The organism is Patiriisocius sp. (genome assembly GCF_051252435.1).
Taxonomy (GTDB): domain Bacteria; phylum Bacteroidota; class Bacteroidia; order Flavobacteriales; family Flavobacteriaceae; genus Patiriisocius.
Genome location: NZ_JBPOFW010000001.1, coordinates 453,630 through 470,436 on the forward strand (window position 1 = coordinate 453,630; position 16,807 = coordinate 470,436).

Below are 16,807 nucleotides of genomic sequence, written 5' to 3' on the forward strand. Positions count from 1 at the left end.
TGATTAGTGCTTATTCTTCTTCGGTTTTTTGTCCGTTTCCGTTGGTGTATTTTTTTTCAAGCTCTGCTTGAAACTCTTCCATAACAGGTTTTACGGTACTTTCTGGGAGATCTGCAATTCTAATGTACATCAATCCGTCAATTGCATTATTGAATAGTGGATCCACATTGAAAGCCACCACTTTTGCATTTTGCTTGATGTATTTTTTTATAAGTACCGGCATTCTCAAACTTCCCGGTTCTACTTCATCAATGATTTTGTCAAACTTGTTTAAATCTGCTTCGCTTTCATCAAAAATAAAATCTTTGTCAGCATCTTTAAGTTTTACTTTGTATTCTTTTTTAGGATTGATGTATTGAGCAACCCACGGATCATAATAGTTGGATTTCATAAATTCAATCATCAACGATTTTGAAAATTCAGAAAATTTATTGCTGATACTCACTCCACCGATTAAAAAACGATGTTCTGGAAAACGCAATGTTGTATGAACAATTCCTTTCCACAGTAAAAACAACGGCATAGGTTTTTGCTGATATTCTTTGATGATAAATGCGCGACCCATTTCAATAGATTTGCTCATCATTTCATACAATTCTGGCTCAAATCTGAATAAATCTTGAAGGTAAAATCCGTTGATTCCATATTTCGGAAAAATCTTTGAACCCAATCCCATTCTATAAGCACCGGCAATTTTCTTTGCCTCGTTGTCCCACAAAAACATGTGGTGGTAATAGGCATCAAAGCGGTCAAGGTCAATAGCGTTGTTGGTTCCTTCGCCAATTTCCCTAAAAGTGATTTCCCGCAATCGCCCTATTTGCTGTAAAATATTCGGCATTTTTTCTGCGGAAGCTAAAAACACCTCATAATTTTTACTTTGCAATAGGCGTTTGTCTTCATCACGAAGTGCATCTACTTCGGCTTCTAATGTTTTAGTTGAAATCTCCCCGGCAATCTTTTTGGGTGCCTTCGGGATTTTTAAATTTTTGGGGATGTTATCTAATAGTTTTTTCTTCTGAAATGTATTTGAAAGCACATAGGTTTTCTTCCGAAGAAATTCAGAAAAATTGTCTAAAGATTCGTGTTCCTGTTGATCTGCTACCGAAATGGAATGACCAATGCGCACCTTTATGATACGATCGCCCTGCGATAATAATTCGCTAGGTAATTTAGCCGTTCTAAGCGAATCACTAATTGCTGCCATTCTATAAAACGACTTGCTATTTCTCGCATGGAAATATATGGGAACTACAGGTACTTGAGCTTTTTTAATTATTTTAATAGCGCCTAACTCCCATTCCTTATCAACTATTTTATGATTTTCGTCACGTGTTGTGGATACTTCGCCCGCAGGAAAAAGACCCAATGGTTTATCCTCTTTTAAATGCAACAATGCGCTTTTGAGTCCTTGCAAACTTGATTGTGCATCCTTGCGATTCTCAAAAGGATTTACTGGCATTACATAAGGCTTCAATGGCACTATACGATGTAATAAAAAGTTAGCAATCACCTTAAAATCTGGCCGGTGTTCTAATAAAATTTTTAATAAAATTATTCCATCAATGCCTCCAAGTGGGTGGTTTGAAATAGTAATAAAAGCTCCTTTCTTGGGAATACGTTTTAAATCCTCTTCTGGAATTTCAAATACAACATCCATTTCATCGAGAAGCGTATTCAAAAAATTGAGGCCTTCTAAGTGTTTTGTTTTGTCGTAACGCTTATTGATTTCATTAAGGCGCAAAACACGCATTAAAGCCAAACTAATTCCCGTACCAAAAAAACCGAATTTATCGACTTTTAGAGCTTTGGCAAATTCTTTGACGGTAACGAGACTCATACGGTTGGGTTGTTGCTACAAATATAGATAAAAAGGAGTTTAATTAGTTTTAATAACGAGCTGGACAGTCTCTCTACTTTCTTGCTTTAATAAAACTGTTTTTCCAGATTCTAATTGTTTGATTTCTTTTGGCATAGCATGTCGTACCGTGTATAGTATAACACCTTCATTCCAAGTAACGCTAAAGGTTGCTCTCAACTTAGCGAGCAATTCCTCAAGATTATCATATTTGTTGTTTATCACTACCGAAAAACTAATAGCGCTATTTTGTATCATCTCCACTTTCATTTTGTATTCGTGCAGCCATTTAAATACATCGCCAATATGGTTTTCCATCATAAAACTAAAATCCAACGCAGACAATGAAATCAAAACCAAATCTTTCTTTAAGATAAAGCACGAAGTTTTAGGGTCGAGCGTTACTCCTTTGCCCACGCAAGTACCAACTCCCTTTACATCGAGAAAAGACTTTACGTACAACGGAATTTCCTTTCTCTGCAAAGGCTGAAGTGTTTTTGGATGAATTACAGACGCTCCGTAAAATGCCAATTCAATCGCTTCTCTGTATGAAATGTGATTGAGCAATGTGGTTTTGTCAAAATAACGTGGGTCTGCATTGAGTACTCCGGGCACATCTTTCCAGATAGTTACATTAGCTGCATTTAAACAATACGCAAAGATGGCAGCGGTATAATCACTCCCTTCACGACCCAAGGTTGTAGTAAAGTTATTCGTGGCTTCGGCGCCAATAAAACCTTGGGTAATAGTGATTCCTTTTTTTGAAACGTGCTGCAAAATTGCACTTTGAGTAGTTTCCCAATTAATGTTTGCATCCCTGTAATTGGCATCGGTGACGATACATTTTCTTGCGTCGAGCCACGTATTTTTTATTCCAGATTCGTTTAAATATTCAGAAACAATTGTGGTCGAAATCTGTTCTCCGTAGCTAACGATTTGGTCATAAACAAAGGCATGATTTTTTGATTTTGTGGTAGTTATAAATTGGTTTAAATCTGCCATTATCCCTTTCACTTTTTTAAAAATGGGATGTTTTTCTGAAATGAAAAGTTCTTTTAAAATAGTTTCATGATAGACAAAAATTTCATTTTGGGAAGCTTTTAAATGTGCCGTATTTCCGAAGTAATCATTGACAACTTGCTCCAGCGCATTGGTCATTTTACCCATCGCCGAAACTACAACAACCAGGTCTTTCTCCCCAGTCTCTTTGAGCACTGACACTACATTTTTTACACCTGTTGCATCTTTTACAGATGCCCCTCCAAATTTGAATACTTTCATAAATTGTCTCTAAAAATGGGTTACTTTTTTGCCTGCAATGCCAGGTAAATTTTATTAATATTTTCTTATTGTCTCTTCATCCATTTGAACTAAATACCAATCTTTCAACAAAGTTGCTCCACTTTTTTCGTAAAACTTTATGGCGTTTTCATTCCAATCCAGCACCACCCACTCCGCTCTTTTTACATTTTGCTCTTTTGCAAATTGTAATACTCGATTAAATAATGCACCTCCCACACCCGTTCCTCTTTGCGATTCTTGAACAATTAAATCCTCAAGGTGTAGGGTGCGACCTTTCCAAGTTGAAAACCTAAAATAAATGAGCGCCATTCCTACAATTGTTCCTTCAACTTCTGCAATAAAACAAGTGAATAATGGGTCTTTTCCAAAGCCTTCTTTCACTAATGTTTCCGCAGAAACATCCACCGCATCGGGTTCTTTTTCAAATTCGGCCAGTTCCTTGATCAATTCAAGAACGGCGGGTATGTCTTCTTTTGTTGCTTTTCTAACAAGGTGACTCATTGAATGGGTTTTGTGTGACAAATATCGGTTCATTTTCTTAAAAAAACCGATATTTGCTACAAATCTATAGCTTCAACAAACCATGGCAACCAAAAACCAAACACTCGGTGAATTTATTATTGAAAATCAAACAGAGTTTAAATACTCTTCTGGAGAGCTTTCCCGGCTCATAAATTCCATTCGTCTAGCCGCAAAAGTGGTAAATCACGAAGTGAATAAAGCAGGTTTAGTAGATATTCTTGGTGCAGCGGGCGATACAAATATTCAAGGCGAAGACCAGCAAAAACTTGATGTATATGCCAATGATATTTTTATAAAAACACTTACAAATAGAGAGATTGTCTGCGGAATTGCCAGTGAAGAAGAAGATGATTTTATTACCATTACTGGCCGAAACAAAAAGAATGACAACAAATATGTAGTATTGATTGACCCCCTCGATGGGTCTTCAAATATTGATGTAAATGTATCTGTGGGTACTATTTTTTCCATTTATCGTCGTGTTACCGAAGCTGGAACACCCGTTACATTAGAAGATTTTTTACAGCCTGGCGACAAACAAGTCGCTGCGGGATACATTGTGTATGGAACCTCTACAATGATTGTTTACACCACGGGACACGGAGTTAATGGATTTACACTAAACCCTGCGATTGGAACCTATTATCTATCACACCCAAATATGAAATTCCCAGAGGATGGCCATATTTATTCTGTGAATGAAGGGAACTACGTGCATTTTCCGCAAGGGGTAAAAGATTACATTAAATATTGCCAAAAAGAAGAAGGTGACAGGCCCTATACTTCAAGATATATTGGATCATTGGTTTCAGACTTTCACCGAAACATGATAAAAGGTGGTATCTATTTGTATCCTAGCACTTCAAAAGACCCAAAAGGAAAGTTAAGATTACTTTATGAATGTAATCCTATGGCCTATTTGGCAGAGCAGGCTGGAGGCAAAGCGAGTGATGGATTTGAGAGAATCTTAGCCATTAAACCAACTGAATTACATCAACGTGTATCTTTTTTCTGCGGAAGTAAAAACATGGTTGAAAAAGCTGAAGAATTCATGCAAAGGGCATAAAACTTCAATAAAGAATTGTATTGTCTTTTTTTGTACATTTATTTTAATAAACATTGACCATGAGTAAAAAAACAACCCCGAAGAAGCAGCTGGCTCTATAGATTCTGCTTCAAAAATCGAAGCAATCAAGAATCTTATTTTTGGTGATAACATTCAACAATACAATAGCGAATTTGATAGCGTCAAAAAAGAAATTGACAGGCAAAAAGCGGCGCTTGAAAACTATATAGATCAAGTAAGAGGCGAATTAATGCAATCAATTGATTCATTGAGTACAGATGTAAACATCCGTATTACGGATCTTGAGGATGCGATGAACGATAAGACAGAAGATCTTATGGAGAAAAAAGTTGACCGACGAGAATTAAGTAAAATGCTTATATCGCTCGGTGAAAAAATAGGCGCATAATATTCACCCTTAATATTTCAGAAAATTAAATTATGGTTGAGCAAGATGAAAAACTTCAGTTGCTTAGGGACATTCTGTTAATTGATGACAGGCAGGTCGCCAATGCCATAAATGACCGAATTGACACCATTACTCATACTATTGAAACTAAGTCTAAACTTTCAGAAAGGGTAGACCCCATTCTTGACGAAAGATTTAAGGTTTTTATAGAAGAAATTCCCACCACGCTTGGCCCTACAATCACAAAGACTCTAAAACAGGAAATTGCTAATTCGAAAGATGCAGTCGTTGAAGCGCTGTACCCAATCATGGGGCAAATGGTTAAAAAATACATTGCTTCAGAAATTGAAAAACTTTCAGAAACCATTAATCAAAAGATGGCAAAGACGTTTTCAATTGAAGGACTTAAACGTAAGGTTATAGCGAGATTTACTGGACAGAACGAAGGCGATTTAATCTTGAGTGAACTTGACCGTCCCACCGTTAATGAAATATTTGCAATTCAAAAGGGATCTGGCATATTGCTTGGTAATTACAGTGTGAGTAAAAAAATTGACAAAGATATGGTTTCGGGCATGCTAACAGCGATTAAAAGCTTTGTCGAGGATGCTTTTGAAGGAGGCGCTCAAAATCTGGAATCTATTGATTACGAATTATATAGTATTCACATTCAAAACTTTCATTCCTATTATATTGCGGTGGTAATTTCGGGACACATGACATCTTCGTTTGAAAATAAATTAGAAAATAGAATCCTTAAACTTTCAAGAAAAATTTCATCTAAAATTGATGATTTATCAAGAAAAGAGGTAGATGAAATTCTTGAAAAACTATTCAACACTTGGAGGACTGCGCAATAATGAGATTTCAATTTTTAAGTTTATAATTACTTCACAAATATTGTAAACTCCAAAAAACCTATCTATATCTATAATTTCTTAATCTCACGCAAAATGGTATATTTATCCCGTAATGAAAAACACAATGACACATCCAAAAAAATCGTTCTTTTAGGTCACTTCGGGGTTGGAAAAACGAGTCTTATCAGGCAATTTGTTGAATCTCAATTTAGTGAGGACTACCTCGTTACAGTTGGTGTTCATGTTAAAAAAAAGGACATCTTCATTGATGGCAAAACGGTTACACTAGTGATATGGGATATCGAGGGAAACACTTCTATTGAAAAAGCTAGAAAATCATATCTCTTGGGCACTAACGGTTTTATATATGTTTTTGATGTTTCTAGACCTGAAACTTTTGAAAATTTGGAAACCGAAATGCACTATCTCGAAGAGAATTTTTCAAATGTACCGGTAGAAGTATTGGGAAATAAAAAAGATAAGTTTGGAGGAGAAGTTTCCGAAGAATTCTTTAAAACCGAGAGATTTGCAAAATGCACATTTACAAGCGCAAAAGAAGGTGATAATGTAGAACTAGCTTTTGAACAGCTTACAAAAAAGATGATGGCACTATGAGTCTGGATAAAATAAAAAATAGTTTTATCGAGCAGAAAATACAAATTATTGAAATAGATAATTTGACTACTGTATTAGCGACCGACAATACCATCTGTACTTTTACAAAAGGAGCATTGCTTAGTGATATAAATCCGTTTTTCTATTCGCTACAATCATTGCTTGATACTGATTTTAAAGGAATTAAATATCCCTGTGTCAATCTCACCATTGAAAATAAAGATTATATTTTTGATATCGAAGTATTAAAAAAAGAAACATATATCTATGTTTTGTTCGTCGATTTTACAGATCATTATACAGACTCACATCCATTAGTCCAAGAAAAAAACGAAGCCGAGATTGAAAAGCACAAACCTACCTTTGAGCGAGAATTATTACACGCAAAGGAGGAGTTCAAAAACACTTTTTTATCTCACCTCAACCATGAAGTACGCAATCCATTGAATAACCTTCTTGGATTTGTGGATATTTTAATGGATACCAATCTTGACTTTCAGCAAAAGGAATATGTCAATGTCATCAACAAAACAGGCCAGCACATCAAAGTGCTCATGGACGATTTGTTGGATATTTCAAGAATTGAAACTGGTGCGCTGGAAATCAAAAACATTCCTTTCAATCTTATTCAAAGTGTCGTTAATATTACCAAGCACTTTCAGACCAAATACACAAGTAGCAATGTTGAATTGACGTACACTATTGAAAAAAAATGTGCCTCAAAAACTTTTTGGCGACCCGACCAGGTTAAACCAAATTTTATACAATTTGTTTGAAAACGCTTTTAAAAACACTACCCAAGGCGCTATTGAATTCAATATTTCGCTTCGCAAAGAAGACAATAAAAACGTTCAAATAACTTTCGAAATCAAAGACAGCGGTATAGGTGTTCCCAAAGATAAAATAGATACCGTTTTTGAATCCTATTCTCAACTTCAACTATCAAAAATAAAACCCCTTGGACAAGGATTAGGTCTTAAAATAGTGAAAGATCTTTCCGTAAAAATGGGTGGAAACGTAACGTTAAAAAGCGAAGAAAATAAGGGTTCTACTTTTATTGTAGAATTACCCTTTGAAAAAAGAAAAACAGATAAAACAAAAAAAAAACAGTGCCCAAGGGTTCTGGCATAGTTTTGAGTAAACGCATACTTGCTATCGAAGATAATCAAACAAGCCAAATACTATTCATGAAGCAGTTTATCGATAACGATGAAGGTTTTATGCTCGAACTCGCCAAAAATGGAACACAAGCAAAAGAGCTTTTGTCAAGAAAAAAATATGCTGCTGTTATCATAAAATCTCAATTAGAGGATATGGATGCGCAAACCTTTATGGATTTTGTAAACTCTCACAAAGATAGTAACATTAAAAATACCGCTATAATTGTTGCAACTGGAAGTACAATGATTAATGAAAAACAATATATTTTAGAATCTGGCGCTACCGCATTTCTAGCCAAGCCCTATTCAAAAAAGGACCTCTTTAAAATCTTAAAAAGGTTATAGCAACAGTTATTTATTAAGCAAATAACGGTAATCTTCCATATCAAGACCACCTTGATAAATTTCAATGGAACGTTTTATCAGCTTAGATGCTAACTCAGCTGTGTAGCCTAATCCAATAGCATATTTTTCAATTAAAAAACGCTCGTGATCATCGATTTCATGATCTGCAAAAATCATCTCAAATAAATCGTGCATGCGCTCAAGACGGCGATCAGCATCATTTGGTGGATTGATTGGGTATTTTGTAGGATTCTTCAATACCTCTTCATATTCAGACTCATCAATATCGAGTTTACGCGCAAAACGACGCAACATTTTTTCTTCTTCAGGATTCAACTCACCGTCCACCGAAGCCATATTTGCGATAGATGCAAAATGCCCCAAGTTACGCTTGTGTTCTCCACTCTCAAATAAATCTGTAAAAGACATAGTATAGATATTTTGGTGCAAATATAATTTAAGTCGCAAATATTTCCGAAGAAAGTATTAGAAAAGGTAAAATAATTTACGCTATGTGCACGCTAACTTCGGAAATATAACACGTGAAAACGTTTATGTTGTTTGATAATTTTACTTCGGAAATTTTAAAGGATTGTAAAATTTCCGAAGCCTAAACTTTTCTTAATTCTAAAATTTTGTACATCACAACCCGTATTTTTATAGAAAAGAAAGTACTAAAATGCCCAAACATCCATTACTCATTTTTAACGACAAAGGTATCTACTGTAAAGTGGCAGATGTGTATATCGATGCGTGGCGTCCTGTCGATAAATGTATTATCACTCATGGGCATGCAGATCACAGCCGTTGGGGCCATAAACAATATATCACGCATCACAACAACGTGCCTATCATAAAACATAGGCTCGGCGAAATAACGGTGGCTGGAAAAGAGTGGGGAGAAACGTTTACCATAAATGGGGTTAAATTTAGCTTACACCCAGCGGGCCATATCGTTGCTTCCAGCCAAGTACGCGTAGAATACAAAGGAGAAGTTTGGGTGTTCACAGGCGATTTTAAAACCGAAAATGATGGGATTGCTGAACCTTTCGAGCTTGTAAAGTGCAACACGTTTATTACAGAATGTACCTTTGGGCTCCCAGCGTTTAAATGGACTCCCCAAGCCGAAGTTTTTAAAGACATAAACAATTGGTGGGCCGCAAACCAAGCCGAAAATAAGACATCAATTATTTTCGGTTACTCATTAGGTAAAGCTCAACGAATTTTGAAACATTTAGATGCCAGTATTGGTAAAATCTACACCCACGGTGCTATCGAAAATATGACCCAAGTATTACGGGAAAACTACAATTTTCATGATACCATACGAGTAACACGAGACACCACTAAAAAAGAATTACTGGGGAATATTGTAATCGCACCACCGAGCGCACATGGAGGTGCTTGGATACGTAAAATGGTGCCGTATGTTACAGCAAGTGCTAGTGGATGGATGACTTTTAGAGGAGCAAGGAGAAGACGAGCGATTGACCGCGGATTTGTATTGAGCGACCACTCGGATTGGGATGGTCTTTTAAATACCGTAAAAGCTACAGGCGCAGAAAAAGTGATTGCAACGCATGGCTATACTGATATTTTTTCAAGATACCTCCGCGAAGAAATGGGTCTTGACGCAAGAACAGAAAAAACCCAATACGAAGGCGAACAAGGCGAGCTGGAAAGTAAAAAAGAAGAGGATACCACCGCATGAAAGATTTTGCCCAACTCATAAAAACACTCGATACAACCAATAAAACAACATTAAAGGTTGAAGCTCTTACGCGTTATTTTAACGATGCAAATGACGAAGATAAACTTTGGACTATTGCAATATTATCGCACAGAAGACCCAAACGTCCCGTCAATACTACATTACTAAGGCTTTGGGCAACCGAAATTAGCGGAGTACCCTTGTGGCTTTTTGAAGAAAGCTATCACATAGTAGGCGACCTCGCCGAAACTATTGCGCTCATCCTTCCAAACAATGAAGAAAAAGAAGCCTCAACAAAATCATTGACAACATATATAAATGAAATAATTACACTCAAAAAACTCCCAGAAGAAGAAAAAAAACAATACCTACAAACTAGCTGGATGCAGCTTAATTATTTTGAGCGATTTGTTTTTAATAAGATTATTACGGGTGGTTTCCGTATTGGGGTGAGCCAAAAATTAATGACGCGCGCCTTGTCAAAAGCTACTCAAATTGATGAAGATATTTTAGCGTATAAATTGATGGGCGACTGGACACCTTTGAATACAACATACACACAATTAATACTCGAGACCAACGAAGAAGACTACCTCAGCAAACCATATCCCTTCTACCTCGCCTATGCAGTGGAAGATGATTTTCAAAAAGATTTGGGCAACATTAATGATTGGAGTTTTGAGCACAAATGGGATGGTATTCGCAGTCAAGTAATTATTCGCAACGAGGAGGTTTTTGTTTGGTCCAGAGGCGAAGAGCTCGTTACAGATAAGTATCCAGAATTTCAACGATTCCTTTCAAAAATTCCTAACGGAACTGTTTTGGACGGAGAAATTCTTCCCTTCGGAAATGGGAAAATCGGAAACTTTAATGATTTACAAACTAGGATTGGTAGAAAAAATATTTCCAAAGCATTGCTGAAAAAAACACCTGTTATTTTAAATGCCTACGATCTTCTCGAATGGGAAGGCAAAGATATTCGGCAACAACCCTTTTCAGAAAGAAGAAAGATTTTAAACAACCTCATTTCCAACTGTGATTGTTATGAAATCGGATTATACTTAAGCGATACCATGTCATTCGATACTTGGGAAGAAGCAGCTGCCGAACGTAAAATTTCGAGAGAAAAGCACAGCGAGGGGTTGATGCTCAAACGCAAAGATTCGCCTTATTTGGTTGGGAGAAAAAAAGGGGATTGGTGGAAATGGAAAACAGACCCATTTACAATTGACGCTGTGTTAACGTATGCTATGCGTGGACACGGAAGACGAGCAAATCTATATACAGATTATACTTTCGGACTTTGGAATGAAGGTGAATTGGTGACATTTGCAAAAGCATATTCGGGATTAACAGATGCCGAATTTAGAAAAGTAGATGCTTGGATTAAAAAAAATACGTTGGAGCGTTTTGGTCCCGTGCGTAGTGTAACACCACATCACGTTTTTGAAATCGCCTTTGAAGGAATTGCAGAAAGCAGCAGACACAAAAGTGGTATTGCAACTAGATTTCCTAGAATTTTAAGATGGCGGCAAGACAAACCTATGGAAGAAGCGAATACGCTAGATGATTTAAAAGCGATGATTCCAAAATGAAAGAGGCTCAAGTTACCAATTTAGCAACCTCTTGGTTTGAAAGCAAAGGATGGAAACCATTTCCATTTCAGAAAGAAACCTGGAAAGCATTTTTAGAAGGTAAAAATGGCTTGCTCAATGCTCCCACAGGTAGCGGTAAAACCTATGCGTTGTGGATTCCAGTGGTACTTCAATATTTAAAAGACAATCCCGATTATAAAACGAAACATATCAAAGGCATTAAAGCTATTTGGATTACACCTTTGCGGGCGCTTTCGGTTGAAATTGAACATGCCGCACAACGTTTTGCTAATGATTTAGAAACTGGATTGACCGTGGGCATTCGCACAGGTGACACCTCGCAAAATGAGCGGGCAAAGCAAAAACGCAATATGCCTGATTTATTGATTACAACGCCAGAAAGTTTAATGCTTTTGCTTGCATCCAAAGGCTATGAAAAAACTTTTAAAACACTCACAGCGGTTATCGTTGACGAATGGCATGAATTGCTGGGAAGCAAAAGAGGCGTTCAAATGGAACTAGGGCTATCCAGACTCAAAACAATAGCTCCAAAAATGAGGATTTGGGGAATTTCAGCAACGATAGGAAATCTGAGTCAGGCGCAGGACGTTCTATTAGGCAACACCGCCGATGAAACTTCAATTAAGAAGCAAAGCGTCTTAATAAAAGCAAACCTTAAAAAGAAAATCAATGTAAAGTCCATCATTCCAAAAAAGATGGAGACATTTCCTTGGCGCGGACATTTAGGGTTGCACTTGCTCGACCAAATGATTCCCATTATCAAGGATAGCAAAACCACTATTATTTTTACAAATACGAGAGGGCAATGCGAAATTTGGTTTCAGAAAATACTAGAGAAATATCCCGAGTTTGCTGGCGAAATTGCCATGCACCATGGCAGCATCAATAAAGAAACTAGATTGTGGGTGGAACAGGCTATTAGAAATGAATCGCTAAAAGCCGTTGTTGCCACGTCGAGTTTAGATTTGGGTGTCGATTTTGCTCCCGTTGAAACTATTATTCAGATTGGCGGCCCCAAAGGAATCGCTAAATTTTTACAACGTGCGGGGCGCAGTAATCATCGTCCGGGAGAGCCTTCGGTGATACACTTTTTGCCTACGCATGCCATGGAGTTGATTGAAGCTTCGGCATTGAAAAAAGCGGTGAAGGAAGATGTAATGGAGGATAGAATTCCGTATTTGTTGAGCTTTGACGTTTTGATTCAGTATTTAGTGACGTTAGCGGTGAGCGATGGCTTTTTTCCGAAGGAAATATATCCCGAAATAAAAAGCACGTTCTGCTTTCAAGGCATCACAGACGAGCAATGGCAGTGGTGTTTAAATTTCATCACCATAGGGAGTCAAAGTCTACAGGCCTACGATGAATACAAACGCGTTTTAGTTGATGATAACGGGCGCTTTTTTGTGGACAGCAGACAAACCGCGATGATGCACAGGTTGTCTATTGGAACCATTGTGAGCGATGCGATGGTGCAGGTTAAATACGTTTCGGGAGGATTTATTGGAACGATTGAGGAATATTTCATCGGAAAAATGAAACCCGGTGACACGTTCGTTTTTGCAGGAAGAACTTTAGAATTGGTACGATTGCGAAACATGGCTGCCCAAGTGCGCCGAAGCAATAAACGAACTAAAAATATTGTGAGTTTTATGGGCGGAAGAATGGCGCTCTCCTCCCAAATGAGCGAAATTTTAAGAAACGAATTACAAAGTGAAGCAGACCACAAAAGAAACACGCCAGAATTAAAAGCACTCAGCGATATTTTTGACCGACAAGAAAAAGAGAGTATCGTTCCCGGAAACAATGAGTTTTTAATTGAAACGTTTAAAACTCGCGAAGGGTATCACCATGTTTTCTATCCCTTTGAAGGACGTTTTGTCCACATGGCGATGGGTGGATTATTGGCATACAGAATTAGCTTATTGAGTCCAATTACGTTTTCATTGGCCTATAATGATTATGGTTTTGAATTGTTGAGCGACCAGCCTTTGGATGTTCAAAACGTACTGGATAATAATCTATTTAGCACCGAATATCTCATTGAAGACCTTCACAAAAGTTTGAACAGTACAGAACTCGCACGAAGAAAATTTAGAGATATTGCCGTTATTAGCGGGATGGTTTTTACGGGATACCCGAGCAAGCAGATAAAGACAAAACATTTACAGAGCAACTCGCAATTATTGTTTGATGTTTTTAGGGATTACGAGCCAGACAATTTACTATACCAACAAGCCTTTAGAGAGACTTTTGAACACGAAATGGAAGAGGGACGTTTGCAATTGGCACTTGAAAGAATAGCGAGACAAGAAATAGTTTGGAAAGAATGCCAAGACCCTACTCCTTTTAGTTTTCCAATTATTACAGATAGATTGCGAGAGAAATTATCTTCGGAAAAATTAAAAGATAGAATTAAACGAATGACATTAAAATTGATGAAATAGTGGTCGTAATAAAAATCAAAAATAACACATTCACCCTCCACCCAAGCGGTGCAATATTTTGGCATGAGGAATCTATGCTTTTGATTGCAGATGTTCATTTGGGGAAAGTGGCACATTTCAGAAAACATGGCGCCGCAATTCCTGCGCATGTGGGACATGAAAACCTAGAAAAGCTCACCGAAGTTGTCAATGAATTCCAAACGAAAACAGTTTGTTTTTTAGGCGATTTGTTTCATAGTGTTTTGAATTCAGATTGGGAGGATTTTACAAAATGGATTGAATACACGCACGCCTCTATTATATTAATCAATGGAAATCACGATGTCATCCCCAAATATTTATTTGAAGATTTAGGAGTACAAATCTTTGACCAACTGATTATCAACACTTTTCTACTCACACATCATCCTACAGAAAGAGAAGGTCTATTCAATTTCTATGGACACATTCATCCTGGCGTAGTGCTGAGTGGAGAAGGAAGACAAAAGTTGAAATTAGCCTGCTTTTTTAAAACAAACACATCATTAATTCTACCCGCATTTGGTACCTTTACGGGGAAATACATTTTAAATCCTTCTAAAGATGATGAAGTATTTGTGCTTGCTGATGGTGAAGTTGTTTGTGTCACATAAGTGTATTGACTCTCATTTTTGAGTCTAAAAGTAAACCTTAATCATACCGAAAATAATTATGAAAAAAACACTACAAATAGCAAATATCATAGCATTTGTCATTACTATTTATTTTAATTATGCATCTGCAGCTGGAGTTTTTAATGACACCACACAAGCAATGATGAGCGCAAAATATGATACGTTATTTACGCCCGCAGGCTATGCTTTCTCCATTTGGGGACTTATATACATGCTTCTACTAGGCTTTGTAATCTATCAATCCCGAAGTCTTTTTGTAAAAGTGAGAGATGATAAATTTGTAGAGCGTGTAGGTTGGTGGTTTGTTTTGAGTTGCATTGCTAATAGCGCTTGGTGCTATCTATTTGTAAACGATGCAATTTTAGCTTCCACGTTTGTAATCTTTTTTATGCTCATTTGCCTTATTCAAATTGTACTCCGCAACAACATGGAATTATGGGATGCACCCATCTCTGTCATTGCATTTTTATGGTGGCCTTTTGTAATTTATAGTGGGTGGTTAACGGTTGCATGCATTGCGAATGTAACGCTCTATTTAACAAAAATAGGTTGGGATGGTTTTGGAATTTCCGCAGAAATGTGGACTCTATTCCTAATCGGAGTTGCCACATCAATAAACCTAATCATCACTTGGAAAAGAAATATGCGCGAATTTGCACTGGTGGGAGCATGGGCATTCGTTGCAATAGCAGTGGCAAATACTGGCAGCCAAGAAACCATTAAAATTGTAGCGTACGTTTGTGCTGGAATTTTAATAGTGAGCAGCGGTATTCACGGTTTTAAAAATAGGGATACAAATCCTGGACAAAAGTGTATAGAATATTTTAAGGGGCAGCGTGGTTAATTAAACCATCCCTCTAATATCATTACCCCATGTAGGATAGGCAAAAATGATGCTTTTTAAATCGGTTGCCTTCATTTTCATAGTGATAGCCATCGTAAACAAATTAATGATTTCATCGCAATGAGCAGCGACAATGTGCGCGCCTAAAATAACATCGGTATTCTTATCAATGATGGTTTTGTACGCATACGTTTTTTCATTGATGCGTTTCGCATTGAACCATTTTGGCACACTTTTATATTCAACAATAATATCATGCCCTTTGCCTTTTGCCTCTTTCTCCCCCATTCCCACGGTAGCAATTTGAGGCAATGTATACACTATCGACGGGGTTACAGGATAGGTAAGTTTTGTAGTGTTTCCGTTTCTAATATTTTCTGAAACTATTTTTGTTTCTAATGACGAAATGGGCGTCAGTGGCAATGTACCGCTTGCCGAAACATCCCCACACGCATACACGTTTTTATTGGTTGTGCTCTGCAGAAATGTATTCACTGAAATACCATCTCTTTCAAATGCAATATTCCCTTTTTCTAAATCCAAATCTTCAATCGAAGGCACCCTTCCCGAAGTATTGAAAACCGCCTTGGCTTTCACGGTTTCGGTTTTACCATTTTTCTGAAATGAGACGCGGTAATTTGTTTGTAATAATTCTACCTCAGTGACTTTGGCATTAAAAATAAAATTGATTCCTAATACTTCCGAAGCCTTTGTTATATGCGAAACCATATCTTCGTCAAAAGGCATTAACGGTCTTTCGCTCATTTCAATTACAGTTACTTTGCTCCCGCAACGAGCCGCAATGTGTGCGAATTCCATTCCAACGTAACCACCGCCTATAAAGATAATTTCTTCGGGCAATGTGGGTTGGTTCAAAAAATCTTCACTCTTTAAAAGATGCTCTCTCCCGTCGATTTTTAACTCTCTAGGATGCATTCCGCTAGTGATGACTATTTTACCTGCGGTAATGGTTTTCCCCTCTACGGAAAGTGTAGTTTCATCTAAAAATTTTGGAGATTGATGATACATTGTAATCCCCGCTTTCTTAAAATCTTTTTCTGTTGAAATGGGAATCGCAGAAGTAAAGTTTTCCTTGAATTTTTGGAGTTCTTGCCAATCTATTTTTGGCACTTCGGTTATGCCTTTTCCTTTTAAATTTTGTGCCAGTTGTACAATTTCCGTAGCACCCACGAGTACTTTTTTTGGGTCGCAACCGCGATTGGGGCAGGTTCCACCGTATTCTCTATTATCTGCCACTGCCACTTTCATTCCTGCCGCAGCACAATCCTTTGCCACGCCTTTTCCCGCGGTTCCCGTTCCTATTACAAATACATCGTAGTGTTCAATTGCCATAATTCTATATGCTAATTCATAAAAATACCTCAACAAAGCGCAACACTATGTT

At 37.3% G+C, this 16,807-nt stretch carries 16 protein-coding genes; 11 read left to right on the plus strand and 5 right to left on the minus strand.

Translation table 11 applies throughout. From position 1 onward, the window contains the following. Positions 1–10 precede the first annotated feature (10 nt). From ACSHW7_RS02000 to ACSHW7_RS02010, 3 genes are read right to left on the minus strand one after another with little or no spacing between them, the layout of a single operon-like run. On the minus strand, positions 11–1,837 hold the full coding sequence (locus ACSHW7_RS02000; RefSeq protein ID WP_435677640.1) for a GNAT family N-acyltransferase: 1,827 nt from the start codon (positions 1,835–1,837) through the stop codon (positions 11–13). A 39-nt stretch (positions 1,838–1,876) separates the two neighbouring features. Further along, the gene (locus ACSHW7_RS02005; protein WP_435677641.1) at positions 1,877–3,136 is read right to left on the minus strand and encodes an aspartate kinase; all 1,260 of its coding nucleotides are present in this window, start codon (positions 3,134–3,136) and stop codon (positions 1,877–1,879) included. A 54-nt stretch (positions 3,137–3,190) separates the two neighbouring features. Then, positions 3,191–3,658, minus strand: coding sequence for an N-acetyltransferase family protein (locus ACSHW7_RS02010; protein WP_435677642.1), 468 nt, complete (start codon positions 3,656–3,658; stop codon positions 3,191–3,193). 82 nt (positions 3,659–3,740) lie between these two features. Here ACSHW7_RS02010 and fbp point away from each other — a divergent pair, with 82 nt between their 5' ends. From fbp to ACSHW7_RS02040, 6 genes are all read left to right on the plus strand, one after another. Further along, positions 3,741–4,745 (plus strand): class 1 fructose-bisphosphatase, encoded by a 1,005-nt coding sequence (gene fbp / locus ACSHW7_RS02015; protein WP_435677643.1) that lies wholly within the window; start codon positions 3,741–3,743, stop codon positions 4,743–4,745. 441 nt (positions 4,746–5,186) lie between these two features. After that, complete coding sequence (locus ACSHW7_RS02020; RefSeq protein ID WP_435677644.1) at positions 5,187–6,014, plus strand: cell envelope biogenesis protein OmpA; 828 nt, start codon at positions 5,187–5,189, stop codon at positions 6,012–6,014. A 93-nt stretch (positions 6,015–6,107) separates the two neighbouring features. Continuing rightward, positions 6,108–6,629 (plus strand): Rab family GTPase, encoded by a 522-nt coding sequence (locus ACSHW7_RS02025; RefSeq protein WP_435677645.1) that lies wholly within the window; start codon positions 6,108–6,110, stop codon positions 6,627–6,629. Further along, positions 6,626–7,405, plus strand: coding sequence for a sensor histidine kinase (locus ACSHW7_RS02030; RefSeq protein ID WP_435677646.1), 780 nt, complete (start codon positions 6,626–6,628; stop codon positions 7,403–7,405). Before ACSHW7_RS02025 ends, ACSHW7_RS02030 begins: the two co-directional genes overlap by 4 nt. Continuing rightward, positions 7,398–7,760: an ATP-binding protein gene (locus ACSHW7_RS02035; RefSeq protein WP_435677647.1), complete on the plus strand. Its 363-nt coding sequence runs from the start codon at positions 7,398–7,400 to the stop codon at positions 7,758–7,760. Before ACSHW7_RS02030 ends, ACSHW7_RS02035 begins: the two co-directional genes overlap by 8 nt. Then, on the plus strand, positions 7,739–8,134 hold the full coding sequence (locus ACSHW7_RS02040; RefSeq protein WP_435677648.1) for a response regulator: 396 nt from the start codon (positions 7,739–7,741) through the stop codon (positions 8,132–8,134). The genes ACSHW7_RS02035 and ACSHW7_RS02040 overlap by 22 nt, the downstream gene beginning before the upstream one ends. A gap of 6 nt (positions 8,135–8,140) precedes the next feature. Here the strand turns inward: ACSHW7_RS02040 and ACSHW7_RS02045 are convergent, their stop codons facing one another. Next, positions 8,141–8,563: a TerB family tellurite resistance protein gene (locus tag ACSHW7_RS02045; protein ID WP_435677649.1), complete on the minus strand. Its 423-nt coding sequence runs from the start codon at positions 8,561–8,563 to the stop codon at positions 8,141–8,143. 250 nt (positions 8,564–8,813) lie between these two features. Here ACSHW7_RS02045 and ACSHW7_RS02050 point away from each other — a divergent pair, with 250 nt between their 5' ends. The 5 genes from ACSHW7_RS02050 to ACSHW7_RS02070 are packed head-to-tail and all read left to right on the plus strand — an operon-like array spanning position 8,814 to position 15,402. Next, a complete protein-coding gene (locus ACSHW7_RS02050; protein ID WP_435677650.1) occupies positions 8,814–9,845 on the plus strand; it encodes a ligase-associated DNA damage response exonuclease in 1,032 nt (343 codons plus the stop codon). After that, a complete protein-coding gene (locus tag ACSHW7_RS02055) occupies positions 9,842–11,440 on the plus strand; it encodes an ATP-dependent DNA ligase (RefSeq protein WP_435677651.1) in 1,599 nt (532 codons plus the stop codon). The genes ACSHW7_RS02050 and ACSHW7_RS02055 overlap by 4 nt, the downstream gene beginning before the upstream one ends. Next, positions 11,437–13,905: a ligase-associated DNA damage response DEXH box helicase gene (locus ACSHW7_RS02060; RefSeq protein ID WP_435677652.1), complete on the plus strand. Its 2,469-nt coding sequence runs from the start codon at positions 11,437–11,439 to the stop codon at positions 13,903–13,905. Before ACSHW7_RS02055 ends, ACSHW7_RS02060 begins: the two co-directional genes overlap by 4 nt. After that, positions 13,905–14,537, plus strand: coding sequence for a ligase-associated DNA damage response endonuclease PdeM (pdeM, locus tag ACSHW7_RS02065; protein WP_435677653.1), 633 nt, complete (start codon positions 13,905–13,907; stop codon positions 14,535–14,537). Before ACSHW7_RS02060 ends, pdeM begins: the two co-directional genes overlap by 1 nt. 58 nt (positions 14,538–14,595) lie before the next feature. Continuing rightward, the gene (locus ACSHW7_RS02070) at positions 14,596–15,402 is read left to right on the plus strand and encodes a tryptophan-rich sensory protein (protein ID WP_435677654.1); all 807 of its coding nucleotides are present in this window, start codon (positions 14,596–14,598) and stop codon (positions 15,400–15,402) included. Here the strand turns inward: ACSHW7_RS02070 and ACSHW7_RS02075 are convergent, their stop codons facing one another. Continuing rightward, on the minus strand, positions 15,403–16,755 hold the full coding sequence (locus ACSHW7_RS02075; RefSeq protein WP_435677655.1) for a dihydrolipoyl dehydrogenase family protein: 1,353 nt from the start codon (positions 16,753–16,755) through the stop codon (positions 15,403–15,405). Positions 16,756–16,807: the final 52 nt, after the last annotated feature.